General features: G+C 36.6%; 26 protein-coding genes. 14 read left to right on the plus strand and 12 right to left on the minus strand.

The window, feature by feature from the left end:
- Nucleotides 1-440: 440 nt before the first annotated feature.
- Nucleotides 441-1655 carry an arginine deiminase gene (locus MM236_RS09485; RefSeq protein WP_241274736.1) on the plus strand — a complete coding sequence of 405 codons (1215 nt, stop codon included), beginning with the start codon at nt 441-443 and terminating at the stop codon, nt 1653-1655.
- Between the two features lie 203 nt (nt 1656-1858).
- On the opposite strand, the gene MM236_RS09490 is transcribed toward MM236_RS09485, so the two are convergent.
- Nucleotides 1859-4642 (minus strand): putative LPS assembly protein LptD, encoded by a 2784-nt coding sequence (locus MM236_RS09490; RefSeq protein WP_241274737.1) that lies wholly within the window; start codon nt 4640-4642, stop codon nt 1859-1861.
- Nucleotides 4643-4691: 49 nt separating this feature from the next.
- Between MM236_RS09490 and MM236_RS09495 the strand changes: the two genes are divergently transcribed.
- From MM236_RS09495 to MM236_RS09505, 3 genes are all read left to right on the plus strand, one after another.
- Nucleotides 4692-5498 carry an N-acetylmuramoyl-L-alanine amidase family protein gene (locus MM236_RS09495; RefSeq protein WP_439648016.1) on the plus strand — a complete coding sequence of 269 codons (807 nt, stop codon included), beginning with the start codon at nt 4692-4694 and terminating at the stop codon, nt 5496-5498.
- Between the two features lie 211 nt (nt 5499-5709).
- Nucleotides 5710-7338 carry an acyl-CoA carboxylase subunit beta gene (locus tag MM236_RS09500; protein ID WP_241274739.1) on the plus strand — a complete coding sequence of 543 codons (1629 nt, stop codon included), beginning with the start codon at nt 5710-5712 and terminating at the stop codon, nt 7336-7338.
- 768 nt (nt 7339-8106) lie between these two features.
- Entirely contained in the window at nt 8107-8949 is an 843-nt protein-coding gene (locus MM236_RS09505) for a transglutaminase-like domain-containing protein (protein ID WP_241274740.1), read from the plus strand.
- A gap of 223 nt (nt 8950-9172) precedes the next feature.
- Here MM236_RS09505 and MM236_RS09510 read toward each other — a convergent pair whose 3' ends face one another.
- Both MM236_RS09510 and MM236_RS09515 read right to left on the minus strand, forming a co-directional pair.
- Entirely contained in the window at nt 9173-9757 is a 585-nt protein-coding gene (locus MM236_RS09510) for a redoxin domain-containing protein (protein ID WP_241274741.1), read from the minus strand.
- Nucleotides 9758-9810: 53 nt separating this feature from the next.
- Nucleotides 9811-10440 carry a 4'-phosphopantetheinyl transferase family protein gene (locus MM236_RS09515; RefSeq protein ID WP_241274742.1) on the minus strand — a complete coding sequence of 210 codons (630 nt, stop codon included), beginning with the start codon at nt 10438-10440 and terminating at the stop codon, nt 9811-9813.
- Nucleotides 10441-10478: 38 nt separating this feature from the next.
- Here MM236_RS09515 and MM236_RS09520 point away from each other — a divergent pair, with 38 nt between their 5' ends.
- The 9 genes from MM236_RS09520 to MM236_RS09560 all read left to right on the plus strand — a co-directional run bounded on the left by MM236_RS09520 (nt 10479) and on the right by MM236_RS09560 (nt 15701).
- Complete coding sequence (locus MM236_RS09520) at nt 10479-11387, plus strand: WD40 repeat domain-containing protein (RefSeq protein WP_241274743.1); 909 nt, start codon at nt 10479-10481, stop codon at nt 11385-11387.
- A 5-nt stretch (nt 11388-11392) separates the two neighbouring features.
- Nucleotides 11393-12259 (plus strand): DivIVA domain-containing protein, encoded by an 867-nt coding sequence (locus MM236_RS09525; protein ID WP_241274744.1) that lies wholly within the window; start codon nt 11393-11395, stop codon nt 12257-12259.
- Nucleotides 12259-12624, plus strand: a complete 366-nt coding sequence (gene folB / locus MM236_RS09530; RefSeq protein WP_241274745.1) for a dihydroneopterin aldolase — start codon at nt 12259-12261, stop codon at nt 12622-12624. Before MM236_RS09525 ends, folB begins: the two co-directional genes overlap by 1 nt.
- Entirely contained in the window at nt 12617-13480 is an 864-nt protein-coding gene (locus MM236_RS09535) for a ChaN family lipoprotein (protein ID WP_241274746.1), read from the plus strand. Before folB ends, MM236_RS09535 begins: the two co-directional genes overlap by 8 nt.
- Nucleotides 13481-13486: 6 nt before the next feature.
- Nucleotides 13487-13945, plus strand: coding sequence for a DUF4268 domain-containing protein (locus MM236_RS09540; protein ID WP_241274747.1), 459 nt, complete (start codon nt 13487-13489; stop codon nt 13943-13945).
- Between the two features lie 162 nt (nt 13946-14107).
- Nucleotides 14108-14464, plus strand: a complete 357-nt coding sequence (locus tag MM236_RS09545; RefSeq protein ID WP_241274748.1) for a helix-turn-helix domain-containing protein — start codon at nt 14108-14110, stop codon at nt 14462-14464.
- Nucleotides 14445-15179 (plus strand): ImmA/IrrE family metallo-endopeptidase, encoded by a 735-nt coding sequence (locus MM236_RS09550; protein WP_241274749.1) that lies wholly within the window; start codon nt 14445-14447, stop codon nt 15177-15179. The genes MM236_RS09545 and MM236_RS09550 overlap by 20 nt, the downstream gene beginning before the upstream one ends.
- Nucleotides 15166-15423, plus strand: a complete 258-nt coding sequence (locus MM236_RS09555; RefSeq protein WP_241274750.1) for a hypothetical protein — start codon at nt 15166-15168, stop codon at nt 15421-15423. The genes MM236_RS09550 and MM236_RS09555 overlap by 14 nt, the downstream gene beginning before the upstream one ends.
- On the plus strand, nt 15423-15701 hold the full coding sequence (locus MM236_RS09560) for a hypothetical protein (RefSeq protein WP_241274751.1): 279 nt from the start codon (nt 15423-15425) through the stop codon (nt 15699-15701). The genes MM236_RS09555 and MM236_RS09560 overlap by 1 nt, the downstream gene beginning before the upstream one ends.
- A 57-nt stretch (nt 15702-15758) precedes the next feature.
- Here the strand turns inward: MM236_RS09560 and MM236_RS09565 are convergent, their stop codons facing one another.
- The 4 genes from MM236_RS09565 to MM236_RS09580 all read right to left on the minus strand — a co-directional run bounded on the left by MM236_RS09565 (nt 15759) and on the right by MM236_RS09580 (nt 20111).
- Nucleotides 15759-16487 (minus strand): DUF6503 family protein, encoded by a 729-nt coding sequence (locus MM236_RS09565; RefSeq protein ID WP_241274752.1) that lies wholly within the window; start codon nt 16485-16487, stop codon nt 15759-15761.
- 2 nt (nt 16488-16489) lie between these two features.
- The gene (locus MM236_RS09570; RefSeq protein WP_241274753.1) at nt 16490-17224 is read right to left on the minus strand and encodes a hypothetical protein; all 735 of its coding nucleotides are present in this window, start codon (nt 17222-17224) and stop codon (nt 16490-16492) included.
- A gap of 83 nt (nt 17225-17307) precedes the next feature.
- The gene (locus MM236_RS09575) at nt 17308-18627 is read right to left on the minus strand and encodes an MptA/MptB family glycosyltransferase (RefSeq protein ID WP_241274754.1); all 1320 of its coding nucleotides are present in this window, start codon (nt 18625-18627) and stop codon (nt 17308-17310) included.
- Nucleotides 18628-19217: 590 nt separating this feature from the next.
- Nucleotides 19218-20111, minus strand: a complete 894-nt coding sequence (locus tag MM236_RS09580; RefSeq protein ID WP_241274755.1) for a hypothetical protein — start codon at nt 20109-20111, stop codon at nt 19218-19220.
- 50 nt (nt 20112-20161) lie between these two features.
- Between MM236_RS09580 and MM236_RS09585 the strand changes: the two genes are divergently transcribed.
- Nucleotides 20162-20617 carry a DUF1801 domain-containing protein gene (locus MM236_RS09585; protein WP_241274756.1) on the plus strand — a complete coding sequence of 152 codons (456 nt, stop codon included), beginning with the start codon at nt 20162-20164 and terminating at the stop codon, nt 20615-20617.
- Nucleotides 20618-20622: 5 nt separating this feature from the next.
- On the opposite strand, the gene MM236_RS09590 is transcribed toward MM236_RS09585, so the two are convergent.
- The 5 genes from MM236_RS09590 to MM236_RS09610 form a co-directional block, all read right to left on the minus strand.
- Entirely contained in the window at nt 20623-21303 is a 681-nt protein-coding gene (locus MM236_RS09590) for a glycosyltransferase family 2 protein (protein WP_241274828.1), read from the minus strand.
- 123 nt (nt 21304-21426) lie between these two features.
- Nucleotides 21427-22887, minus strand: a complete 1461-nt coding sequence (locus tag MM236_RS09595) for a cellulose synthase family protein (RefSeq protein WP_241274757.1) — start codon at nt 22885-22887, stop codon at nt 21427-21429.
- Nucleotides 22887-24431: a 4Fe-4S binding protein gene (locus MM236_RS09600; protein WP_241274758.1), complete on the minus strand. Its 1545-nt coding sequence runs from the start codon at nt 24429-24431 to the stop codon at nt 22887-22889. The genes MM236_RS09595 and MM236_RS09600 overlap by 1 nt, the downstream gene beginning before the upstream one ends.
- Entirely contained in the window at nt 24428-25825 is a 1398-nt protein-coding gene (locus tag MM236_RS09605; protein ID WP_241274759.1) for an NAD(P)/FAD-dependent oxidoreductase, read from the minus strand. The genes MM236_RS09600 and MM236_RS09605 overlap by 4 nt, the downstream gene beginning before the upstream one ends.
- On the minus strand, nt 25803-26561 hold the full coding sequence (locus MM236_RS09610) for a DUF547 domain-containing protein (RefSeq protein WP_241274760.1): 759 nt from the start codon (nt 26559-26561) through the stop codon (nt 25803-25805). Before MM236_RS09610 ends, MM236_RS09605 begins: the two co-directional genes overlap by 23 nt.
- Between the last annotated feature and the right edge of the window lie 107 nt (nt 26562-26668).

A 26668-nucleotide genomic window follows, 5' to 3' on the forward strand; every position in this document is an offset into this window, starting at 1 on the left:
GAATTCTCGTCAACCGACAGCAGTACACACTTGTGCGCCGCGGCGTAGGCAACCAAACTTGAAATCATTCTTCCAACAATCTATTGTTTGGCTACGTGTAAGAAGGCGGATACACATAATCTTTATTTATCTTATACGGATATACGGAACTTTGCCACTAACTAAAAAAAGCCTGATTTAGCTTAGATCCGATATTAATTGATATTAGATACTCATAGATATTGAACATAAGCAAGCAATCAACCTTGGAATTAAAGCTACAAGCAAAGAAGTGTATATTTATATTATCTTACATAGGAAAAGGTAAGGCTGTTCTTTTACAAGAAACAATTTCAAATACATTCATAAATCAATTAGTATTTTTTCATATTTGACAATATTTTAAACCAATTTTTAGATTTTTTACATTAATTTTAAGAAAATTAGTAAAAATTCAAACCATGAACCTACGACTTAACTCTGAATTTGGAACCTTAAAGGCTGTATTGATGCATAGACCAGGAAAAGAAATTGACCGGTTGACACCATACAATAAAGATTTTCTTTTGTTTGAAGATGTTCCATATTTGGATGCAATGCAAAAAGAACATGATTTTTTCACAGACTTGATCAAACAAACTACCGGTGCACAGGTTTTTCGGCTTCACGAGTTGTTGATCCAAGTTCTTTCGGATGAAAAACTACTTTTCAAACTTATGCGTCAAGCCCTTACAAAATCAGGTATGACACACCTGACAGAACATATTATGGGTAGATTGTCCACGGCCGAATGCGCTACTGCACTCACAGCCGGTGTAAAAGTCCATGAATTGAAAAGAAAAATCCCAAACCTAGCTTCAGGAGAACTGATGGACTATGCATTTGTAATCCCTCCAAGCCCAAACTTGTATTTTCAAAGGGATCCTATGGCAGTCACACCAGGTGGAATAATTTTCTCAAGTATGAAAATGGACGGGAGACAAAGAGAAGCTGATCTGTTAAAAAGCATTTTTGAAAATCATCCTGATTTCAAGGAAAATGTCAACCAACTGTACCCTATCAATGGTCATGACAATCCACCAAGTATAGAAGGTGGTGATGTGATCGTCTTATCCAAAAAAGCAGTTGCGATTGGGAACTCAGAGCGAACTGATGAAAAAGCCATCTATCATGTAGCCAAAGCACTTCTTGCAGAAGGAACTGTAGAGAGAGTCTATGAAGTCCATCTTCCCCAAAAGAGAAATTACATGCACTTGGATACTGTTTTTACAATTTTGGATGAAAACCTTGTACTTACTTATCCTGATGCTCTCAATGCTGTATTGCAAACTTCCTTATACACGCTCAAAGAGATAAAAGATGATAAGGTAAATATCAAAAGAGAGGTTCTCAATGAATCATTGTTGACAGTACTGGAAAAAGAAATACCATATCTGGAAATCCTTCACACAGCTGATGGTAATCCAGACTATGCTATGCGTGAACAATGGTTTGACGGTGCCAATGTATTTGCAATCGGCCCAAGAAGAGTTATTTCCTACAACAGAAACAAGCACACGAACCAAGCGCTCAGAAATCTAGGTGTAGAAGTCCTCGAAATCCCTTCTTCTGAACTTTCAAGAGGACTTGGAGGCCCAAGGTGTATGACTATGCCACTCAGTAGGTCGAAGATTTAAGATTGGAAGATTTAGGATTGGAAGATTTTAAAATTGGAAGATTGTGTTGTAATGTTGGAAAGTTGAAAGGTTCGAAGGTTGTGTTGGAAGGTTGAAAGATTAAACTATTTAAAGTTTACCCTTGTCTGGTGCCAATTAAGCACTTCGTGGTTAATTGCATGTTTGCTTCTTTTCAATTCTCGCTTTTGTCACACATTTCACTTCTACCTATCAAAGAAAGATCTTCTTCGACTTACTTTTAGATCTTGTAGGATGGCGGATTTTACTCTAATATCTACGCTGTAAGAAGTAAATGTCCCAAATGGAATCCATGACACATTCATCTGCCAGCAGTGTAAATCCCTTGCAATGGAAATCATTGTTTGGGTGATTTTGGCGGTAGAGAAATCATATCCTGTGTTAAAATTGACTTTCCACTTTTCAGTCAAACTCAAATCCCCATTGATATTCAATGCTTGAGTGATATTGGTATTGCCGCTTGCTTGTCGGTTATAACTCACGTTGTATCCAAAACCCAAATTCCATGGAATACTCCAATCTATATACTGGCTAGGGTCATTGACAATTCTTGTGATTTCATTTTCTACAAATTCATTCATTTGACCTCCCTGCTGTAAAAAGTTATTAGTCACCTCATCTCTGACTTCACTTGGAGATTTTTCTGTTTTGCTGGGATTCAAGCTTCCATTCAAGTTGATGGTAGCATTCCTGATTCTACCGATTCCTTGCCCCCTTCTCCATGCATAATCATTAATCCGTCTAGTCACTTCAGCTCCTTGGGAATTTCGAGTAGTTCCCGTTGCATAAGGATCCATAGTGGCAGAGAGGTTCACAGATAACTTATTTTCAAAAAAAGATGTCCTTGTGTTAAAATTGATTGGTGCTAACTGAAAAGAATCAGCAGCAAAGTTGTAGTTGGTAGTCAAATTTAAAGTTTGAAGTAATGGGATCTTTTTTGTTTGAATTTCAGCAGTATCACTTTCCGTTTTAATTTTAGCTTCCAACACATTTCTAATCGAAATACTCAAAGACCTAGATTCTCCTAAAGGTGCACCTTGGAAGATAAAACCTTGATGTCTGGAATACAATTGTCTTCTCCCTGTACTATCCACCTGAACATTTTGGTAGTAGCCAAAAGCTGGATTAGAAAAATCAGGCGTGTAATTGAAACCAAAAGATGGCTGAACATGATGTCTTATTGCTTCTATTTTCTTACTATTTTTGAAAGTGTAGAATCCATAAACGTTCGTATTCAAATTGAAAGAAGAAGTGTAGAAACCTACTCTGTTGAAACCATTTTCAACTATCCTATCAACCCTATTTTCCAAATCATTATAGTAATAATTGATTTTTTCCAAATACCACAACTCTGTATAATTCGCTGAGGCTGTACCAGTAAAGTACTTGAAAAGTGTAAAGTTTGATGAAATTGGAATTGTACTTCTGGCACCGTTGTTTGCATCTCTGAGCAATTGTGGGAGATTTGCCAAGTTGAAATCCAACACATCTGGAACAATTTGTTGCTGCTCTTGAAACTCTCCAAAATCTTGCTGAAAAGAAAGGTTTGGCACTCCCAATGTTGGAGTAATTCTATTTGTGATTGAGTTTTGAAGACTAAAGTTCCAAGCTACGTTCAAGGTTTTCAATGGCTCAAACTTCACATTTTGAAATGGATTCTGCCTGTTCATATTGACTGCAATGTCAGGAAGAGTCAAGTTCACTTCACCTGTTTGGATATTTTGCGAATGCCTTAAGTTTGCAGACATACTAAATGGTGTACCAGCGAAAGTTTTGCTATATGCTACGTTTGAGGTAAAATCAGATCTGACATTGTTGGCAAAATTGTTAGGATTGATCACCAAATTGTTATAATTCTGAGTACCAGCATTTACCGAAGCCGAGAATCTTGAATTCCCTCTTGACTCAGGACTATGCTGCCAACTCACCCAGACTGAAGTAAAATCCAAAGGATTTTCTTGTGTTTCAGGACTTTTGAATTTTTGAAAATCGACATTGAAACTACCATTGTATCGGTATCTTTTCTTGTATATAGTGGCCGTTTTTGCACCCCATCCACCATTTGAATAAATGTCTCCAGTTAATCTAGAATGAACGTAATCATTGAATGCAAAATAATATCCGAAATCTCTTAAAAATAAACCTCTTCTTTGCTCTTGTCCATAAGATGGGAAAATTATACCAGAAGCTTTTTCTTCTGGAGTATCAGGAATTATCCCAAAAGGCAAACCAAAAGGTGTAGGAATATCATTGAAATATAGATTAAATGGACCCGTTACAACCTGCTTACCACGAATAGACTTGATTTTTGCAGCGCTAATGTGCCAGTGTGGTTCGGCTAGATTACAGGTAGTATAATACCCATGATCCATGTAGATACTGCCATCCTGCGTTTTCTTGATAGTCTCTCCCCTCAGCAAACCATCTTGCTGTTCTGTCACTACATCTTTGATTATAGCTCTTTGGGATTTGAAATTGTATCTCATCTCCTTTCTGATCTCATAGGAAGTATTCCCTTCTTTGAACATCGGGTTACCTGTAATATTTCCAAGAGAATCAGTTACTCCTGATGCAAAAAGCTCACTTTTATCCCAATCGATGATAATCAAATCTGCATCCAACCTGATGTTACCATACTCAAACCAAGCATCCTTATGCAAGTAAATTTTATTCTGGGAAAAATCAGTAATAATACTATCTTCACCATAATAATTGATTACAGTCTCTATATCTCCTTTAGGCACTACATTTGTAGTGTCGGCTTGTGAAATAGAATCTGGAAGGATTAATTCAGGAATTTCTACCTCAGGGTTCAACTGGGCGGGTGTTCTAAGAATCGAATCAGGAGCGGCTATAGGCTTTTCCACGCGTCTTTGTCTCCTGTCTTGGGAGAATACAAGTTGGGGTAAAACCCAGAATAAAAGGAAAGTAAAGAAATAAAGCCTGTTATTCTGCACTGAGTGATTCAAATTTGTTTAAAAATTTATAATTTCGAACGAGCAAAGTTAATGGTATTTAATGCTTATGAAACGCATACGAGTGAAAAATATTCTTATAATTTCTTTATTAACATTTTCTTTCTTTTTTACGGCATTTTTACCGACAGGTTCAAAGGCTCCTGAATTTAAATTAAAAAAGGTAGTAATCGATGCTGGCCATGGCGGTAGAGACCCAGGAGCATTAGGATCATATTCCAAAGAAAAGGACATCACATTGAAAGTCGCACTTCAAGTAGGTAAATATATCGAAGAAAATCTTCCTGATGTAGAAGTGATCTATACAAGAAAAACAGACGTAGCAATCGACCTCAAAGAAAGGCCAAATATTGCCAATAGAAACAAAGCTGATTTATTCATTTCCATTCACTGTAATGCTGCTACCAACAGGTCTGCTTACGGAACTGAAACTTTTGTGATGGGTACAAAAAACTTTGAAGCCAATTTTGATATTGTAAAAAGGGAAAACTCCGTAATCATCTTGGAGGAAAACTACAAAGAAAACTACGAGGGCTTTGACCCTTCTTCCCCAGAATCTTATATGATGTTCAACTTGACCCACAAAGCTTTCCTTTCCAACAGCCTTTCTTTGGCATCAAAAGTGGAAAATGACTTTACATCGCGAGTAAACCGTCACAGTAGAGGTGTGAAACAAGCTCCATTGTATGTTTTGTGGAATTCCAGTATGCCTTCTGTTCTTGTTGAACTTGGCTTTATCTCAAATGCAAATGAAGAAAGATACTTGAATAGCAAAGATGGACAGACTTTCCTTGCTTCTGCAATCTATAGATCCGTAAAAGCATACAAGGAGGAAATCGAATCATTATGATTTTTTTCAATTAAGCTTATTGGTAAAAAAGACTTGTTATAATTTCAAGAAAAAATCACTTCAAATTCTTAGGGAAATTTTAAAAACCTGTTGTCGTTACCATCGATATCAGGTTTTTTTATTCTTCAAATCAGTGAAAGATTTGAAGAAATTGAATCTTTTGATCATTATAGCTTAAATTTAGAATTGAAAAACAAACCCAATTAACTTTATGAATATCGAATTCAACAAAAACGAAGACCTAAACAAAAATCTACTTTTTCAACTCAATAAAAAGCTACTACAAGTCAAACTCGGAGGTGGTGAAAAACGAATTGCCAAGGAACATGAAAAAGGTAAATTAACTGCTCGTGAAAGAATAGAGTACTTAATAGATTCTGATTCAGAGTTCTTGGAAGTTGGTGCATTAGCTGCAGACAACATGTACCAAGAAGAAGGCGGTTGTCCATCTGCTGGTGTAGTCACAGGAATGGGTTATGTGAACGGTAGAATGTGCATGATAGTGGCAAATGATGCCACAGTCAAAGCAGGAGCGTGGTTTCCGATGACAGCCAAAAAGAATCTACGTGCACAAGAAATCGCTATGGAAAATAGACTTCCCATCATTTATTTGGTGGACAGTGCTGGAGTTTTTCTTCCAATGCAAAATGAAATCTTCCCAGACAAAGAACATTTTGGAAGGCAATTCAGGAACAACGCCAAAATGTCCTCCATGGGAATCATCCAAGTGGCAGCGATAATGGGTAGCTGCGTAGCTGGAGGAGCTTACCTCCCAATCATGTCTGATGAAGCTATGATTGTTGACAAGACAGGATCGATATTCCTTGCAGGTTCATATTTGGTAAAAGCTGCTATCGGAGAATCTGTAGATAACGAAACTTTGGGTGGGGCAACTACGCATTGCGAGATATCGGGTGTCACTGACAACAAATATGACTCTGATCAAGAATGCCTCGATGCTATCAGGAAGATATTTGACAAAATAGGTGCTGCCGAAAAAGCCGGATTTGATCGAAGCGAACCAAAAAAACCAAGCAAAGACGAAAAAGAACTTTATGGTACATTCCCATCGGATCGTGTCAAACCTTACGATATGGTCGAGATCATAGAGAGACTTGTCGATAATTCTGAATTTGAAGAATACAAAAAGGATTATGGAAAAACACTTCTTTGTGGGACCGCTAGAATTGATGGGTGGGCAATAGGTATTGTCGCCAATCAACGTAAAATTGTCAAAAACAAAAAAGGGGAAATGCAAATGGGTGGCGTAATCTACTCTGATTCGGCAGATAAAGCAGCGAGGTTTATCATGAATTGTAACCAAAGAAAAATACCGTTGGTTTTCATCCAAGACGTTTCTGGGTTTATGGTGGGTAGCAAAGCTGAACATGGTGGGATCATTAAGGATGGTGCCAAAATGGTGAATGCGATGGCCAACTCAGTGGTTCCCAAGTTTACAATAGTCGTAGGAAATTCTTACGGAGCAGGAAACTATGCCATGTGTGGCAAAGCTTATGATCCAAGATTGATCTACTCTTGGCCAACTGCCCAAATGGCTGTGATGTCAGGAGCATCGGCAGCCAAGACGCTCCTACAGATAAAAGTTGCATCATTGAAAAAAACAGGAAAAGAAATAACACCTGAGGATGAAAAATCATTACTTGACGAAATCACAGCTAAATACAATGAAGAGCTGAGTCCTTATTATGCAGCTGCTCGACTTTGGGTGGATGGTGTAATCGACCCACTTGACACCAGAAAAGTAATCAGTATGGGGATAGAAGCCGCAAACCACGCTCCTATAACAGAGAGATTTAATGTCGGCGTGATTCAGACCTGAGATACAGATCACGAGTGAACATTGAATTGAGAGGCTAAATTCCAAAGACCTTTGAGGTTTTTTTTCCAAAACCTCGAAGGTCTTATTCAGTAACCAAAACCTTCGAGGTCGGAAAAAGTCCTCAAAGGTTGACAACATGACCTTTGAGGTTTTTTTTCCAAAACCTCGAAGGTCTTATTCAGTAACCAAAACCTTCGAGGTCGGAAAAAGACCTCAAAGGTTGACAACATGACCTTTGAGGTTTTTTTTCCAAAACCTCGAAGGTCTAATCCAGTAACCAAAACCTTCGAGGTCTGAAAAAGTCCTCAAAGGTTGACAACATGACCTTTGAGGTTTTTTTTCCAAAACCTCGAAGGTCTAATCCAGTAACTAAAACCTTCGAGGTCTAAAAAGACCTCAAAGGTTGACAACATGACCTTTGAGGTTTTTTTTCCAAAACCTCGAAGGTCTAATCCAGTAACCAAAACCTTCGAGGTCTGAAAAAGTCCTCAAAGGTTGACAGCAAGACCTTTGAGGTTTTTTTTCCAAAACCTCGAAGGTCTAATCCAGTAACTAAAACCTTCGAGGTCTGAAAAAGACCTCAAAGGTTGACACCATGACCTTTGAGTTTTTTTTTCCAAAACCTCGAAGGTCTTATTCAACTGAATATCTGCCAAAGAAAATACACAAGATGTTCGATACAAAACATTAGATAACTTTAAGCTTTTTTTCACTTTCGCCTTTCAAAAAAAAACGTAAATTAGAGATGTTAACAACAGAAAATTTTTCATGAAAGACCTAACTGAAAAAGAATTAAACGCTTTGATTTCACTTCTTGACGATGACGATCCTGAGGTTAAAAGTCATGTTCAGGATAAAATAATATCGATTGGACACAACGTGATCCCAATTCTGGAAAAAAAATGGGAAGACAGTTTCAATCCAGAACTTCAAAAAGAAATAGAGGACCTAGTTCATAACCTTCAGTTTTCCCAACTCAAAGAAAGGCTTTATGATTGGGTCAACACTCCTGATCAGGATCTATTGACTGGTCTGTGGATTGTCAATACTTATCAATATCCTGACTTGGAGTTTGACAAATTGAATACTGATATGCATCAAATCTACTTTGATGTATGGACAGCTTTCAAAAACAACCTTCTCCCCCACGAGCAAATTAGAATCATCAATAGTGTTTTGTTTAACTCTTTAAGGTTTTCTGCCAATACCAAAAATTTTCATTCCCCAGGAAATAGCATGCTAAGCAATGTTTTGGATACGAAAAAAGGGAATCCAATAAGTCTCTGTACAATCTACCTTTTGGTGGCCAAAAAACTTGGGCTTCCGATCTACGGTGTCAACCTTCCCAATCTTTTCGTCTTGACCTACAAATCTGCTGATGTAAACTTTTACATCAATGCATTTAACAAAGGCTTGGTATTCAATAAACAGGATATAAATAATTACCTAAGCCATCTAAAAATCGAACCTAGAGATGTTTTTTTTGAGCCTTGCTCAAACAAAGATATCATTGTGCGAACCATCAGAAATTTGATCGTCTCATTTGAAAAATTGGGGGAAACAGAAAAAATCAATGAAATAAAAGAATTGTTGAAAATTGTAACTGAATAGTTGGAAAAATTTTCTGATTTCTTTATTCTGTGTATCCGCTTTCTTACAAGTAGCCAATCAATAGAATGTTTGATGAACGATTTGAGGTTCTATTGACTGTTTACAGTTGTCCGATGAAGAGCAAAACAAAAAACCGATTCTTGGCCAACAAGCAACATTGCGGATGCTCTTATCCTTTATTTTGCAAACTATCAAATCAAAAAACAACATTTGATTAATGGAACTAATTCACCAACCTGATATTGCAACCGACAGGTCTGCTTGAACTTGGGCTTGGATTTTTCTTGTTTTGAATATTTTCAAGAGCATTTTCCAAATACTTCATATTTGCACTTTCAGGTACCTGAGGATTGTTATCTATTGCACCTCTGTATGCTACAGCAAATCCTGTTTGGCTTGGTGTAATGACTATCACTTCTGGAAGTTTTGTTACTTGCAGCTGCTTGGTAAGCATTTGGGTTCCGTCATTGAGAACAGAAAGTCCAGAAACCTTTCCTTTGAATCTTCCTTCCACGTTCTCCTTACTTTCTTCTTCATCGACTCCAAAATGTGGATTTACCATTGCAAACACATAATTGTCTTTTGAATAATTGTTGTATAGATCAATAATCCTGTTTTCATATAATTTTGAGAAGGGACAAGAAAGGGTGGTGAAAATAAGAACGATTGCTTTCGAGTCCTTGTGGTCAGCTAATTCAAACGTTTCCCCTGTTTGAATATCCTCCAAATTGAAGTTCTCTATCTTTTGACCAAAAGATTGGAAGGTAAAAAATAACAACACAATAGGTAATATGCGAATGGTTTTCATAGGAATTTCATTCAGTTAGATTCTTTATTTGTATAAAGATACTTACAAATTTTCTACCAAATGGTATAAGTCAGTACCATTTCTCCTTCCACCTGAACTTTTACTTGGTAAAAATGATCTGAAAAATCTGAAAGACGAATTTTCCCATTGATTACTTTGTCTTCGATTGAAAATGGTTTCAGTAATATATTTTCTTTGAGACTTATCCCCTTTCTTCCTTGGCATTTGTAGATAGATTCTTTGGCTGACCAAGCTATAGTATATAGAAGAGGATCATTATTTAAGAATTCAATTTCTGAAGGATCTAAAAACTTTGGGCCAAGCTTCAAAATTTTTTCCCTTACAAAATCCAAATCAATCCCTACTGGCATGTCCTTATGAAAAATAGCGGCTGCCAAGCCTTTTGTGTGGGTCAGGGAGACATAACCATATCCATCCATAGAATGAGACTTGCCATGTTCATCTTTATAAAACCCGGGATATGGCAAAGAAATACTATCTAAAGCATATTTGATAGCTAATCTTGCCGCTTTCCATTCTTTCATTTTCTCTGAATGAGAAATATTTGACAAGGAAAGTTTTTCACGAAAACTCAAGAAAGCAACTTCATTTTCAGAAACTTCTTGAATATTATTAATGGCCAAGGCCGATAAAGCACTTATTTTTTCTATTTTTGTCTGCATTGCCCTTTTTGGGTTTTGAATTGCTTACACTGCAATATATGGCGGATATTCAAGTAACTAAACTTCATACACTTACAGGACACAACGATTGCATCTATGCATTGGTAGAAGGCTGTGATCCTCGATACTTCTACACAGGCTCTGGTGATGGCATGGTAGTAGAATGGGATCTATTGAATCCTAAAGATGGTAAATTAATTGCCAAATTACCACATTCTGTCTATGCTTTAGAAGTAGATTTGAAAAAAAACCTTCTTTTTATTGGGCACAACTTCGAAGGAATCCATGTAATTGACCTTGAAAACAACAAAGAAATTTGGTCATTAAAAATCACAGACCAATCAATTTTTGACATGAAAGCTATAAACAATGAACTTTTTGTAGCTATGGGTGATGGGGTAATTGCTGTGATAGACATCGAAAAAAAATCAATTAAAAAACATCTGAAATTGAGTTCCAAAAGCGCTAGGGTAATGGCTTTTGACAAAACTAAGAGCAAATTGGCGATTGGATTTAGCGACCACTCCATCAAAATCATCAATACCAAAGACTACACACCTGAGCAACTACTTAATGGACACAGCAATTCTGTATTTGCTTTAGGTTATTCTCCTACACAAAACATGCTGGTTAGTGGTGGAAGGGATGCTACTTTAAAGTTTTGGGACACAGATTCATTCCTACAAACAAACAATGTAATAGCACACATGTTTGCCATCAATTATCTTTGTTTTAGAGAAGATGGCATGTTTTTTATAACTTGTAGCATGGACAAATCCATGAAAATTTGGGATGCCAATGAACACAAACTGCTTAAGGTAATAGATAAAGCACGACACGCAGGACATGGTACCTCCATCAACAAAGTGCTTTGGAGCACATTTAATCAAACTATTATCTCAATCAGCGATGATAGAAGCATTTCAATTTGGAAAGTAGATATTTGACAATTATGAAAATAACAGCATTAGAAATCCGTAAAAAATCTTTTGAGAAAAATTTCAGAGGTTATGACAAAGAGGAAGTTGACGCTTTTATGAGCGAACTTTCTACTGAATGGGAGAAACTTGTAGCAGAAAATGAAGAGCTTCAGAGAAAGCTAGATCAAAGCGACAAAGAAGCAACCAAACTCAAAGAAGTAGAAGCCTCTCTTTTCAGAACTTTGAAAACAGCCGAAGATACTGGCGCAAGCATCATCGAAGAAGCAAATGAAGCTGCTGACCACATCGTCAACGAAGCGCATCAAAACGCAGAATCCATGCTGAATGATGCCAAAACACAATCTCGAAACCTTATAGATTCAGCAGAAAGCAAAGGAAGGCAAATCATGGCTGAACTGAAAGGTGATGTCAGCGACTTGGTAAATGGTTACGAATCCTTGATCCACCAAAGGGAGTTGATCTTGAAAAACCTCAAAAAGCTAGCTGAAGACATAGAAGACAACATCAGTATGTCAAACAATGACATCAAAAAAGTCAACGTGAAAGTCCATCAGGAAATGGTCGAAACACTCAATAAAAACAACGCATTCACCATCGCCAATATCAATGACCTAAAAGAAGATGAAATGGTCAAACATACCTTGGTAGATGAAATTGATAATTTAAATGAAAGCACTGTTTTGGAACAAGATGAAGAAGAAATCATCGAAAACAAAATAGATATTCAGGAAGATGAAAACTTGGAAGACACTCAAGAGGAAAGGTCTTCTATACCTATATCAAAGCCACAAAACGCTTCCAACCACATAATTGAGGAACCTGAAGAAGATAAAAACAAAGGAAACAAGAACAGATCATTTTTTGACGATATAGATTGATGGGAAAAGTAGCATTAGAAGGAATAGAGTTTCATGCATATCATGGGGTGTTCTCTGAGGAAACAAAACTAGGGAATCGCTTTACTGTAGATATCCATGTGGATACAGACTTCAAAAACGCAATGCTTCATGATCAACTCAGAGACACTGTGGATTACGCCAAAATTTATCAAATAGCCAAATCCCACATGCTTGAACCAGTCAAATTGTTGGAACATTTGGCCCACTTGATCATTACTGATATCCTAAAAATCTATCCTTCTTCAAAAAAAGTCTCTGTCACGATCAAAAAACATAACCCTGCTATCGGAGGGGTTGTCAACTTCTCTGTAGTAACAGTTTCTTATCCAGAAGATTATGCTTAAAAAAATCACAATTTATCTCTGCTTTACTTTTCTTAGCATTTCAGCTTATTCACAAAGTAAGCTCTATCAGATCTTTACGAAAGATGGACAATTGATAGAAGAAAAGGCTTTTTATCAAACTTTAAATGAGAAAGAAATTATTTTCTTTGGTGAATTACACAACAACAGTGTAGCACATTGGCTTCAGCTTCAAATTCTCAAAAACCTAAATTCAAACGAGAATGAAATTATTTTGGCAGGTGAATTTTTTGAAAGAGATGATCAATTGAACATCAATGAATGGCTAGAAGGAAGAATTACCGACAAAAACTTTGAAGCCGAAGCAAAGTTGTGGAACAATTACGCAACGGATTACAAACCATTGATGCTTTTTGCAAAAGAAAATAAAATCCCTGTCGTCGCAACCAATGTTCCCCGAAAATATGCTTCAGTAGTCAGTCGAGAAGGTTTGAAAAGCTTGGAATCTTTCTCTGAAGAAGCCAAAAAATCAATCGCTCCATTGCCTATTGAAGTAGATATGTCACTGCCAGGGTATAAAGGAATGAAAGAAATGATGCATGGATCGAGTATGAATGTTGATTTTATGGTCGAAGCCCAAGCAATAAAAGATGCCACTATGGCTTTTTCACTTTTTGAATTTATTGGAAAAGGAAAAACTATCCTTCATGTAAATGGATCTTATCATTCCAATAATTATGAAGGTATTGTATGGTATTTGAGAAAGGAGTTTGTAGATGCTTCAGTTCTTACTATTGCTACTGTCGAGCAAAATAATACGAAAGCGCTTGAAGAAAATTCGAAGGGAATAGCTGACTTCATCATTGTCCTTCCTACTGATAGTCCGAAAAGTTACTGATAAGGAATGTATAGCAGAGCAGAAAAATCCAAAATCAGAAAGGGTTTTTGGACGGCCTTTGGCCAATACATGAAACCGGTTCCTTCAGAAACTGGCGTTCGTGTTAATTGGTCGAATTACAAGACTGGTGTCAAACATATTTTTTTCAGAATGAAGGCGGAGTTGGATTTTGCATCCATTGGTATTGAGATCAACCATGCTGATGAAGAGCTTCAGCAGCTGTTTTTTGAGCAATTCCTAGAATTCAAAAAAATCCTTCATGCTGAACTCAATGAAGAGTGGGATTGGGAATTGCACCATGTTGAAGAATCAGGAAAGATTGTATCAAGAATTCAGAAAACAATCCCCAAAGTAAATATTATGGATCAAAACGACTGGTCAAAAATCATATCATTCCTCAAACCTCGAATCATCGCCTTGGACGGATTCTGGGCAAATATGAAGCCTGCTTTTGAAGAGCTTTGAGAGAATGTTTATTGTTGATTAGTGGTTAGTTATTAAGGGATTGGGTATTGAATTAATTAAATAGTGAGTGACTCATTTTAAAAATTATTTGTTACAATTTACATCTAAATAAATTAATTGCTTTATATTTGTAACATGTTTTTTTTTCAAACATGAAATTATATGCATCAGGATCAAATCATTGGGGAAAATTTAAAAAGCATTCGTCAGAAACTTGGCTTTAACCAAGAACAGGTGGCTGAATACTTACAGATAAATCGTGAGGAGATTAGTTACTATGAAAATGGTATTCGAAGTGCACCAACCAAAATCCTTAGCAAAATGGCCAATTTATATGGCGTAGATGAATATGATTTTTATGAGGAAGACTTTAAGCTAAGCAGTATTAATCTAGCTTTGGCTTTTAGAGCAGATAACATCAAGCCTACTGATTTGGAACAAATAGCAAAATTCAAGAAGATTGTTAGAAATTATCTTAGTATGAAATCCATATTAGAGCATGAACCAACTCGTTCTTGAAAAATATGCTGCTAATTTTCGTTCACAAGGAGGATATAGCAATACAGAAAGCATTCATTTAAAAAGTTTACTTCATAAGTTAGGAGTGCTTGCAGTCTTCAGACCTTTGGATATGGAGTTGTCAGGAATAGCTATCAAATCGAGTGATTCCAATCGGTTTATGCTCATCAACACATCTAGGACTCTAGGGCATCAACATTTCACGATTTGTCACGAGCTTTATCATCTATTTATCCAAGAGGGATTTGATTATCAAGTTTGCCAAGTGGGTTTGTTTGATAAAAAAGATAAGGAAGAGTTTAATGCAGACATTTTTGCATCCAAATTTTTAATTCCTGAAGAAGGAATTCTTGCTTTGGTTCCCGATACAGAGCTCAGGAAGGCTAAGGTGACTTTAGCCACAGTAATCAGAATAGAGCAGTACTTTTCCTGCTCACGAAGGGCTTTACTTAATCGCTTGTTTGAACTCAAACTAATAGATAAAAATCAAAAAGAGGAGTATAAAGAAAATGTCAGAGCAAGTGCAATGAATCACGGGTATTCGCATAAGCTTTATGAAAAAAATGAACTAAGTGAAGTAATTGGTGATTATGGAATTCTCGCTAGGAAATTATTTGAACAAGATAAAATTTCTGAGACTCACTATTATGGACTTTTAGAAGATATAGGATTAGATTTTTCTACTTTGAGAAAAAATGGAGATGAAAAAGAATGATAAAATCATTTTAATTGACGCTGATGTCATCTCTCATTTCATTACAGGCAGCCAAATACTCTTGCTACCACAGATTTTTCCTTTTCCTATCAAAGTGTTGGATAAAGTCTATGCAGAAATCTCTCGAATGCCAGGCAGGAAAAATGAGGTGGATAATCTAATTAATTTCAATCTACTGGAAATAATTGCCTTCCCTGAAAATAACCCATTAGTAAAAAAGAATATTTACATATCAAGAAATTGATGTTCAAAGGTGATGGGGAATCAGCTTGCCTCGCCGTGGTCCGTTATTCTAAAGATATCCTTGCCAGTAGCAATCTAAAAGACATTGCTAACTACTGTAGAATGCATCAAATCACTTATCTCACCACCATGGATTTTCTCTGTCAGGCAGTCAAGAATGGCCAACTCTCGGAAACAGAATGCGACAATTTTATCCAACAAGTCCTGAAAAATGGAAGCCGATTGCCTGTAAATAGTTGGAAGGAGTTTGAATGTAGAAAAGTTGACATTCAAGATTAAAAGAAATAACTTTTTAGAAGGTTATTGTATTTGGCTAGGAACGGAACAGTTCTAACCCTACTCCACCTCCACTTTCTCCAACAAAATCTCGGAAAGAAGTTCTAAATCCCCTTTTTTATACAAAGCTTCCATTTCTTCTACGGGTATCGTCTCATCGATAGGTTTGTAATTTTCATAATCTTGCAGAATCAAACCTCCTATTTTATGCCTATTGATGGCTTTTCGAAATCGGACTCCTCCTCCATCTGTATGGTAAGAATATGCTAGATAATCCATCAAAAAAGAATCTTGGTTAATCCAAAATAAAAATTCATCATCAAAATCCTCTCCTCCTCCCTCTTCTGAAAAAGTCACTTTGATCAAGTGGTAATTCTTCCCATCAATAGCTGTTTCTCCGATATAGGTCTTGAAAACAGCTGGATCATTCAATCCATAAGGCAAATAAGCAAAATACGCCACGGAATTTACTGAGTTCGAGAATGCTTTTAACCTCTCTTCTTCAAGCTTGACTATTTCATCGTTTATCTTTCTCGTAAAACCTTCATTATTCAAAATGTCCTTTACTATCCCAATGCTATCAATAAACTCCCGCGTATATTCAAATGCATTTTGGGATTTGAATATAGTATAATGTCGGTTTCTAAAATCAAAGCTGATCTTTATTTTTTCGAATACTTCTCCACCATGTGCTAGAATTGCCTGATCGACGATTTTTTCTGCTTCTGTACGCTGCTTACAACTTAGTAAAACAGAGAATGTAAGTAGTAAAATGAATAAATTTCTCATAATCAATCGATAAAGCTATACGACACAATTTCTTTTAGGCGAATATGATTCCCCAAGCTATCTGCTTCATAAACTTCCCTTTTTGATGGGAAATCAATCCCGCGATATTTGATCGTTTCTGCAGTATTGCTAACTGTATACCCATTTTTTCCACTAAGTTTATACCCTATAAACTCACTTGTGGTTGGTAAGAAATAGCAAGAATAAACATCTGAATTTCTACCACCGTCTACTTCAAAAACCAATTCCACAGTCTCCACTTCTTTTTCATCCATCAATTTGATTTTGCTCATATAATTGATCCTCGAAGCCTTGTCAATCACACCAAAAGGCAGAGTGAGTGCAATAAAAGCTTTTTTGATTTCAGCTTCTTTATTGGCCAAAAACCCTTTATTCTGAATATCATTTTCCCCCATCAAATATTTTGTATTAACTCCATCAAAAGTGACAATGTGATTTACACTGTCTTTTTCCCAAGAGTTTTTAGCCTCAAAAAAAGGCTTCAATCTAAACTCCATTCGAAATTCACTCGACTTGCTTACTTTTCCCGATTCATCAATTTCTTCAACTTTTTTCAAAACCGAGAACTTTTCCAAGGTACTCCAGGTACTTTCCGGATCATGGAATTCTTGTGATTCTTTAATTATATTCTCAGCTTTTTTGTTTGGTGAAGTTTCACAGGCCGCTATTACCAAAATGATTACAAAAGGTATTATATATTTATTAATTACTTTCATTGCATAAAATTTTATAACAAAGCACTTTTAGCAGTTAAAAACGTTGATCGTTTTTAGGCTGCGAGCGAAATGTTGCTAGTTGACTAATAATCTACCGTAAATCTCTTCAAAAAAGTCCAAATAATCATACCAAAAACAATCCCATATTGAATAAAAAGCAAAATAGCATTTTCTTCTACCAAATCATTTCTGTATGCAGCATAAGAAAGAAATATAGCTCCACTCCAAGCCAATAAGACTTTGTTTTTTGTCAACAAACTCAGCCCAAATGCAGGAATAAGATACCAAGGGTGAACTGTAGTTTGAAAAAGGAGATAAACCAAGAATATCCATACAATTGCTTCAGCCAATTCAGTTGTTTTCTGAATTTTCCTTTTGAAAACCAGCATAATAATCGTTATAAATGCGAGCAAATTCAAAATAGGCCCAAGTGTTTGGATCGGATTATAATCTAGCCAAAAACCAGAAATCCAACGGAAAATGTAATAAATCGAAGCATTGAATTCAAAAGAACTTTGGTACAATCTAAAGCTTTTCCAAAAATTCAAATAGCCTGTTTCAAAGATCAAAGGCATTAGGCTAACACCAATTACAAATATTGAGACACCCAAAAACCAAATTAGTGATTTCCCTTTCCATGCTCTAATCCAAAGTGGTAAAATCATCAATGGGCTCAACTTCACACCCACTGCCCAAGCCCAGGAGATGCCCGAACTTTTTGTTTGATTTTTATGGTAAAAATAGAGCGCAGCCAAAAGCCCTGTCAAAACAATCCCTTCAAAATGTAGATTCCCTGTAAGTTCTAAAATCACCAGAGGATTGAATGCATAAAGCCAAAGTTTTGAAATCTTCAATCCCAACAAGCTCAGCAAGCTATAAACAAGATAAAAGGTAAATCCTTCAAATACCAAAATCAGAAAGCGAAGAATTAAAATATTGGCAAGCAAATTCTCACCTCCTAAGGCAGCTATATAGAAAAACAATTGATGAAATGGAGGATAGACTGAGAAATACTCGTGGGAATTCATTCCTTCAAGCAAATTTTGCCAATAAACACTCACCTCGTCAGAAAGCAAAGAAAGTGAATCATGTGGGAAATATAGGTAGGGGTTTATGCCATTTCGAATCAATTGACCATCAAAAACAAATCGGAAAAAGTCATCAGAAAGAACTGGCTCTGAAATTATCAGAATCAATCTCAGCAAAAAAGCACATATCAATCCCATTTTTAAAGAAACTTCCCAATTCACAGAATAAAAGTAGATTAACAAACTTGCTCCAAAACAGAGGATATAAAGACCAAACTGAACAAAAAAATCACTTCGATCTACGCAATAGCCCATAATAAATAGCGCTATTGCGTAGATCAAAATGACCATATAAAACTGTATTCTGTTTTTCAAAAAGAAGCTTTTAAAGGGTTTTTAATGGGTTTTTATTGTTTTATTCAATTATTTAAATAATGTCACGAACTGAAAATAGTTGATACTATTTCTATTGAAAAATGAAAAATTAAACCCCTTCGGGGTTAATCTTTTCGGGACGAGATATATGATTTATCCACCGCATTTTAAGCGGGGCTATTCAAGGTTAAACCCCATTCGGGGTTTAAATCACATTACCTAATGTCTATCATCCTTCATTCTTCTTACACTCTCCATATTCTCAAGTCATCGGGTCATGACCCGATGCTTGGATCATAAGCCCTTTCAGGGCTATCTTTGTCACGTCCTGAAATTACTTGACATTTTTTTTATACTTATCCTCTCGTTTTATAGGCAAGTCATTTCGACTAAAAGAGCCTGCCCCGTAGAATTACGGGGAGAAATCTCATACTGAATTTCACACCCCAACTTCAATTTAACTTTCCAGTTTCAAATAGGGACAAGACCTCCCCGCAATTCTGCGGGACAAGCTTCTCCCGAATGCTTTCGGGATCGAGGTGACTTGTCTCAGTCTCAAGTCTTTTATCTCGCTTCTCGCTTCTTGAAAATCAATTTTTCAATTTCAATTCATCCCTTAAAAATTCGTCTTCGACTTTGTTTCTTTTCCAATAGTCAAGCACTTTCACAGCTTTGCGCTTTGCTTGTGTTACTTCTTTTGAACCGTCTGACCTAGTATGAGTCTCTTCCCATGCCATTATTTGGTAAGGAAAATCTTTTTCAAAATCGATTTTTAACACACGAATACCGGAGCTATAAGTCAATTCTAGCTGCTTTCGATCATTGCTGATATCTTGGATTCTAATAAAAGCTTCTTCTGCAGCCAATTCTTGATGGCTAAAACGCTGATAAATCAAAGATGGAAAAACACTCACACCACCCAAAGGAATCTCCGAAGGAGAAATTCGAATCAGATTCCACAAATCATCTTCCGCAAGACCTGTCACTGAAATAGAAGCATCACCTTCTGATTCAAAGTAGGAATTCAGGTTTCCAGAATAAGAATCAGTACCAGATAAGTTGATTTGAGAAAAACTCTGACCACACCATTCCTGAACACTAGAGGAAAATTTGAGTCCTTGAGACCTTTCTTTGGTAGGGGTGAAAGCCGAAAGCATGATATGGTATGGATAGATACCTGTCACAAAATCTCGGGTTTGATTCATTTTCAAAACCGCGATTTTATCATTTCCTGCATCCTGCGGATTGTCTAATTTCACCTGTTTTTTTCTTGAAAAATCTTCTGTAACAAAGATCAACACAGCCTCTCCTTGACGTTCTTCTCCATACCTGTATTGTATGAGGTCAAAACTACTGATCTCAGCTTTTCCTTGAAACCAATATTTCCCCCATTCTTCAAAATCGATGTTTTCACGTGTAGGAGTCTTTGAGCAAGAAACTATTAAAAGAATAGATGCTGTAAACAAAATTGTTTGTAATTTCATAGCTGTAAATTATTTAGTATACAAATTTAGATAAAAGAAGTAATTAGCCCATGCAATATAATGTAAACTCAGTAAAAGAATATCTTTCTGTTGTACCAGAAGAAAAACAGAAAATTGTAGAGAGGTTGAGAGCTGTAATTTTGGACAACTTACCAGAAGGATTTGAAGAAACTATCCAGTATGGAATGATTGGCTATGTGGTTCCACATCAAACTTACCCATCAGGCTACCATTGCAAACCTTCAGATCCACTTCCTTTTATGGCATTGGCAAGCCAAAAAAACCATATTGGTTTTTATCACATGGGACTTTATGCGGATAAGAATCTCTTGGATTGGTTTACCAAAGAATATTCATTAACGATCAAAACCAAGCTTGATATGGGAAAAAGCTGTATCCGCTTTAAGAAAGAAGAACAAATTCCATTCAGATTAATTGGAGAATTGGTAAGCAAGATGAATGTAAATGAATGGATTCAGCTATATGAAGAAAACATAAAATCTTAGCCAATTCACCAATACTTATAAATCGTCCAAAGAATCTTATATCCTGCTCCAAACACACCTTTTACTGTTCCACTCACTTTGGAAATACCTATCCTCTTTTTATAATCCACTGGGACTTCTGTGGTTTTATAACCAGCCTTTGCTGCTTTGATCTGCATTTCTATTGTCCATCCATAGTTTTGATCCACCATTCCCAAAGCTGTCAATTTATCCCATTTGATAGCTCGAAACGGACCTAAATCGGTGTAAGAAGTTTTATAAATCAAACGCATCAGTGAAGTTGAAAGCCAATTGCCAAAAACCTGAGGAATTGTCATAGAACCACTTTCCCTATTTCCCAATGCCCTAGAACCAATCACCATATCAAAATCATCCTCCATGATTGGTTTTACCAAGTCTAGCAATTGCTCTGGATAATCAGAGTAATCCCCATCCAAAAACACCAAGATATCAGGAAGCACTTTCTGTTTGGATATAAAATCCATTCCAGTCAAGCAAGCTTTCCCATACCCCATTTGCAATTCATCCAAAACAATAGCACCTGCGTTTTGAGCTACTTCTTTGGTAAGATCAGTAGATCGATTATTGACCACCACAACATTTCTAACCAATTTTGGTATGTCATTGATCACTTTACCAATGGAGTTCTCTTCATTGAAAGCTGGGATGATTACATCTATTTTTATATTGGTCAAAAGATTTTATTGTTTAATAGCTTAAAGTTAATTCAATGGGTTTAGGGAATGATATGGAAAAATATCCAAATTTCCACTCAATATCCATAAATATCTATCTTATCCAACACCTACTCAAATTCTATAACTTCTAAATGATTCAATACTAACAAGCGTAAAACCCAAAGCTAACATTCCATGAAACACCAGCATTTCATAAGTCTGGAAATATATTGAAAGCACCACCATAACAAGAAATACTAAGGCCATTATCCCTTCCAAATACGTCGTAATTGGCACTTTGAGCTGATGATAAATATTGCGTTTCCAAGACTGTCTGTCGCTCAGGTTATATTTTGGTGTTCGGATAAAGGGTGATTTCTTGCCTGTCAAGCCTTCCCATACTGCTTGAGCATTGTGAATGGAAAGCCCCATGGAAACAGATAGAAAAACCGGTAATTCCCAGAGAAACCTAATAATCCCTTTGGTCGAAAAATCTACCAAACTGAGATTTGCGAAGAAATAAACCAAAGCGATAATTACAAAACCTATCAAAAATAACGCTGCTCCTTGGAAAATCTCTCCAGGAATCATCCCCTGCTGAAATCCCCACCAAAGTGGAATGCTGCATAAGCTTACAATCACTACTGCTATAAAGATCACTGCATTGAGCAAATGTGCTGATGCGTGGAGTTTTTTTCTCAATCCCAATGGCTGCTGCCATACATTTTTCAAATGTTTGGTAGCACACTCTGCCCCACCTTTGGTCCAGCGAAATTGCTGGGACTTGATGGCTGACATAACTGGTGGAAGTTCGGCAGGTGATTTTATGTCTGGCCTATAAATGAATTCCCAACCTTTTTGCTGTGCTCTATAACTTAAGTCCAAATCTTCGGTCAACGTATCGTCATGCCAATTCCCTGCATCTACAATACAGGATTTCCTCCAAATCCCACCCGTTCCATTGAAATTGATAAATGCTTTTTGTTGATTTCTCCCCATCTGCTCTACCATAAAATGTGCATCCAAAGCAAATGCCTGAAGTCGGGTCAACAGGGAATAACTTTCATTCAAATGTGTCCAACGACTTTGAACCATGCCGATTTTTTCATTTGAAAAATGACCAATCGTTTGGAGTAAAAAATCAGGATCAGGAACAAAATCTGCATCAAAAACAGCTATAAATTCACCTTTTGCTACTTCCAACCCAGCTTTCAAAGCGCCTGCCTTGAATCCTGTGCGGTCTTGTCGATGGAGATATTGAAAATCTATTTCTGGATAATTCTGAATATATTTTTTGATGATCCCAGCTGTTTCGTCTGTACTGTCATCCAAAATTTGAATTTCAAGTTTGTCCTTGGGATAATTGAATTTCGTGGCGGCATCAAGTAATCTTTCAACCACATATCTTTCATTGAAAACAGGTAGCTGCACCGTAACTAATGGAAGATCTTCCCATTTAGGTTGAAATGCTTTGGGGATATTTTTCCTAAACTGGAAAAAATGATAAAGCAAATTAGCTTGGGCAAAGCTATATAAGAGAATAAATAACATCGCTAGGGCGTAAATACCCATGATGAGATATAATAAGATCATTAAGATTTGACAGTAATGGATTTGTTTCCGATGATGATTGGCATTTCATTGATTCTGCCTTCTTCATCAGCATTTTCTAATTTTAACACACCTCTTGGACACACAGCCGAGCAAACTCCACAACCTACACATGAAGATCTGACGATGTTTTGACCTCTCTGGGCATACCATCTCACATCTATTCCCATCTCACAATATGTGGAGCAATTTCCGCAAGAAATGCACTGACCGCCATTGGTAGTGATTCTGAATCTTGACTTGAACCGCTGTACAAGCCCGAGATAAGCCGCCAATGGACAGCCAAATCTACACCAAACTCTGTTACCCATCAAGGGATAAAAGCCAGTTCCTATCACTCCTGCAAAAGCTGAACCAATCAAAAACCCATAGGCAGAATGAAGCTGATCAGTAGCACTTCCCAAAATAGCAAACCCAGAGAAATAATTTGCAATCGTCATTGCTGTCATCAAAACAGCAAAGACCAACACCCCATGTATCATATATCTCTCGATTTGCCAGGATTTGAGAGATTTATCTGATAATTGCCGATAGGGATCTCCCAACGTCTCTGCCAAACCTCCACATCCACACACCCAGCTGCAATACCATCTTTTGCCATAAAAATAGGTGAAAATGGGAACTCCCAATACAATCAAAATAATCCCCCAAACAAGCATAAACATCCCCAAAGCTCCAGAATTCAGCATCCCATCGATTCGATAGTCATAGAAGAATGAATAATCTAATGGCCAAATATTCTTAAAGTCATGCCAAGGCATATTGAGCAATACCAAGATCTCGGGCAGAAGAAAAGCAAATGCCAATTGGAAAAACATTACTGAAGCCGTTCTGATAGTCTGATAGGCATTCCCCTTATATTTTCTAAACATCCTGATCCCCATCACGACGATTGCCAATGTGTAAATGAATCCATACAAAAACCATTGACTCGCAGGATTACCCGAAAGCGCTATGCTCAAAGGATCTACCATCAAAATCAGATTGGTCAAATAGGCAGGAAACCAATACAAAATGATATAAAAAACAATCAACCATGTGCCTGTAATGATTCCCAAAAGCCCTCTGGCCTTCATGGAAGAAAAGTAGATCCCATCATTCTTGATGCCTTCTGGTTTATTTCTATGCAATGGAAAAATATACATCAATCCTCCCAATACACCCAAACACACCGTGATGGCAAGGTAAAAATAAGGATTTTGACTAACGGGGCCTGTTGATGCGGCTTTTGTCAAAGGGTAAGTATAATCATCCCAAATCACATTGTCCCAATCTTCCTTGGCCTTGAGTTCCTCATTATAGTTATCAAAGTTCTTATTGAAATCTGAGATGAAAGCAAAGTTTGATTCATAATATTGACCATACATTGGTCTCAACACCTCCACCATTGCATCCATGTGAATATCTTTCACTTCATTTTCAACCATTTCTTGCTCCAATTGGTAAGAACCAATAAATGGCAAAACGGAAAAAATCGCCAATCCGAGAACAAATAGTATCAATCCAATTCGCTGTATTATATTCATGACCTTGATCCAATTAGTTTTTTGAAAAATGACTGCTTCTGCAATTTCAAAGTTTTCCCAAATTCCATGTTGTACTTTTTCAAAACTTCATAATGAAAAGGCTTATAAAATTCTGGGTTGAAATTGGCTTTATCAATTTCAGAGACGACTTTTTCCAATGAATATCCCTTACTGATTGCTTTATCAAAATACTCGTGTCTCAATCTCCATCCAAAGGCATTGACTCCAAGCAACTTTTGATCTGATTTGGAATAAAACAATCTCAAGCAGGCCTTTCCATTCAATGCTTCCCAATAAAAACTATCTTCATTTTCTCCAATATTAGCTGGAACAAACCCGTAAGTTTGGTATTCTATATCCAAAAATTTGGCAGAATTGAACCAGACTCCTGGTTTGTAAGGAACTGAATTACGATTTGTCAAGTTATGGGCCAATGTCTCTCCATGCATCCTTCCTGTGTACCATACCTGTTCTATATTTTTCCGATCTGGAGCTGGAACATTCTTGAATTCTGCACAATCACCTATGGCATAAACATCAGGAATATTTGTTTTGAAGTACGAATCAATCAATATCCCACGATTCAATTCAAGTGTGGATTTTTCTGAATCTGACTCATTACCATTTTTCAAAAAGCCAATGTTCGGGCTTACTCCTACGGTCAAACCTACAAATTCACAAGAAATTACTTCCCCAGACTTTGTTTTGACTGCTTTCACTTTTCCATTTCCATCATCAATAATTTCCTCCAATTCGGTCTCTAACCTCAAATCTATATGATGTTCCAAAATATGGCGATTGATCAATTTAGATTCTTCAACTGGAAGAATATTATCCCAAAAATTCTTTTCCCTTACCAAAAAAGTAACTGGAAAATCCCTACTCATGAGCATTTCGGCCATTTCTATCCCAATCAATCCCCCTCCTACTACGACCGCTCTTTGGATTTTATGTGTGTTTTTTTCCATCAATTCCAAATCCTGCATGGAATACAAACCTTGAACCCCATTTAGTTCTTGCCCTTTCCAGCCATATGTATTGGGTTTTGATCCTGTTGCCAAAACCAATACGTCATATTGCATTTGGGTTTTGTCTGAAAAAATTAGGTTTTTCTCTTCAAAATCAACTCGATCTACCCAAGCTTGTTTGAGTTCGATCCTATTTTTTCCCCAAAACCAATCCTCATAAGGCTTTGTGTGTTCGTATTTCATATGCCCCATATAGATGTACATGAGAGCCGTTCTAGAAAAAAAATGGGCTGTTTCTCCAGAGATGATGGTAATTCTGGTTTGGGAATCCTTTTTTCTAATATTTCGAGCACAGGTCACGCCGGAAATTCCATTTCCGATAATCACTACATGCCTATCTGTACTATTCGTTGAGGGACCAATCATAGTCTAAATGGGAGACTTTAGCTTTTGGGTTGATTTTTACTTTTGAATATTTGTTAAGGTAATCAATTAAACTTCCATTTTTTGTAAAATCTCCCTTGAACCAAGAGAAAATCTTAGAGATCTCGATTTTGTCCGTACTGATTTTATTTCTTTTCGGGTCATTGATAAAGCTTTTGGCCACTTTATCCAACTGAGCATCAACTTTTTCTGCTACAAAAGCTTCGTTCAAAAGTGGTGGACATGAATACGAGGCGCAATTGATGGCAAAGTGAATTCTAGGTTCATCAAATTCCTTCCGCAAAATCTTATGCTCAATTTCATCCAAGCTAGCATCCTTACCTCCGATTTTAAAGAATTTGATGTGCCAAACAGTATTGACTAGAGGAATTTTAATTTTCGGATGTAAGTCTTGAATACTCTTTACAGGATAGTTGTCAGCAATCAATTTGATCGTAAATGCATTGTAAGCATTGATCCAATAAGCCAATTGTTCTTCTTTTGTCCATGTTTTTCGATCTGGCGCATTATTGCTTAACAAATCGCAATACTTGTCTAATTTAGCTTTGTCTTCTATAAAACCTTTATAGTCTACAACACCTGAAGAGGAAACATGCTTTTTGAGAAGAGCTTCGAATTCTTTATGGGAAGGAGCCTTAGTCTCTTTTGCTCCAAGATTGGAAGCTCCACAAGAGAAATTAAACAGTAAAAGACTGAAAATAAAGAAGAAGGATTTCATAATTGCTATTTTTTCTTAATAAACGAGTTTATCCGCATCATAGATGACCAAAAAGTAAAATCAATTGTTCATGTCAGTATTCAGCACGTTATAATCATTTGCTGCTT

The organism is Belliella calami, assembly GCF_022549695.1.
Classification (GTDB): domain Bacteria; phylum Bacteroidota; class Bacteroidia; order Cytophagales; family Cyclobacteriaceae; genus Belliella; species Belliella calami.

Coding starts and splice junctions, on each gene's coding strand:
- MM236_RS09500 (WP_241274739.1), top strand. CDS start 5,710: ATGAATATCGAATTCAACAAAAACGAAGACCTAAACAAAAATCTACTT.
- MM236_RS09595 (WP_241274757.1), bottom strand. CDS start 22,887: ATGATCTTATTATATCTCATCATGGGTATTTACGCCCTAGCGATGTTA.
- MM236_RS09540 (WP_241274747.1), top strand. CDS start 13,487: ATGTATAGCAGAGCAGAAAAATCCAAAATCAGAAAGGGTTTTTGGACG.
- MM236_RS09520 (WP_241274743.1), top strand. CDS start 10,479: ATGGCGGATATTCAAGTAACTAAACTTCATACACTTACAGGACACAAC.
- folB (WP_241274745.1), top strand. CDS start 12,259: ATGGGAAAAGTAGCATTAGAAGGAATAGAGTTTCATGCATATCATGGG.
- MM236_RS09545 (WP_241274748.1), top strand. CDS start 14,108: ATGCATCAGGATCAAATCATTGGGGAAAATTTAAAAAGCATTCGTCAG.
- MM236_RS09560 (WP_241274751.1), top strand. CDS start 15,423: ATGTTCAAAGGTGATGGGGAATCAGCTTGCCTCGCCGTGGTCCGTTAT.
- MM236_RS09510 (WP_241274741.1), bottom strand. CDS start 9,757: ATGAAAACCATTCGCATATTACCTATTGTGTTGTTATTTTTTACCTTC.
- MM236_RS09505 (WP_241274740.1), top strand. CDS start 8,107: ATGAAAGACCTAACTGAAAAAGAATTAAACGCTTTGATTTCACTTCTT.
- MM236_RS09535 (WP_241274746.1), top strand. CDS start 12,617: ATGCTTAAAAAAATCACAATTTATCTCTGCTTTACTTTTCTTAGCATT.
- MM236_RS09515 (WP_241274742.1), bottom strand. CDS start 10,440: ATGCAGACAAAAATAGAAAAAATAAGTGCTTTATCGGCCTTGGCCATT.
- MM236_RS09485 (WP_241274736.1), top strand. CDS start 441: ATGAACCTACGACTTAACTCTGAATTTGGAACCTTAAAGGCTGTATTG.
- MM236_RS09605 (WP_241274759.1), bottom strand. CDS start 25,825: ATGATTGGTCCCTCAACGAATAGTACAGATAGGCATGTAGTGATTATC.
- MM236_RS09600 (WP_241274758.1), bottom strand. CDS start 24,431: ATGAATATAATACAGCGAATTGGATTGATACTATTTGTTCTCGGATTG.
- MM236_RS09495 (WP_439648016.1), top strand. CDS start 4,692: ATGCTTATGAAACGCATACGAGTGAAAAATATTCTTATAATTTCTTTA.
- MM236_RS09570 (WP_241274753.1), bottom strand. CDS start 17,224: ATGAAAGTAATTAATAAATATATAATACCTTTTGTAATCATTTTGGTA.
- MM236_RS09610 (WP_241274760.1), bottom strand. CDS start 26,561: ATGAAATCCTTCTTCTTTATTTTCAGTCTTTTACTGTTTAATTTCTCT.
- MM236_RS09525 (WP_241274744.1), top strand. CDS start 11,393: ATGAAAATAACAGCATTAGAAATCCGTAAAAAATCTTTTGAGAAAAAT.
- MM236_RS09550 (WP_241274749.1), top strand. CDS start 14,445: ATGAACCAACTCGTTCTTGAAAAATATGCTGCTAATTTTCGTTCACAA.
- MM236_RS09555 (WP_241274750.1), top strand. CDS start 15,166: ATGAAAAAGAATGATAAAATCATTTTAATTGACGCTGATGTCATCTCT.
- MM236_RS09565 (WP_241274752.1), bottom strand. CDS start 16,487: ATGAGAAATTTATTCATTTTACTACTTACATTCTCTGTTTTACTAAGT.
- MM236_RS09585 (WP_241274756.1), top strand. CDS start 20,162: ATGCAATATAATGTAAACTCAGTAAAAGAATATCTTTCTGTTGTACCA.
- MM236_RS09580 (WP_241274755.1), bottom strand. CDS start 20,111: ATGAAATTACAAACAATTTTGTTTACAGCATCTATTCTTTTAATAGTT.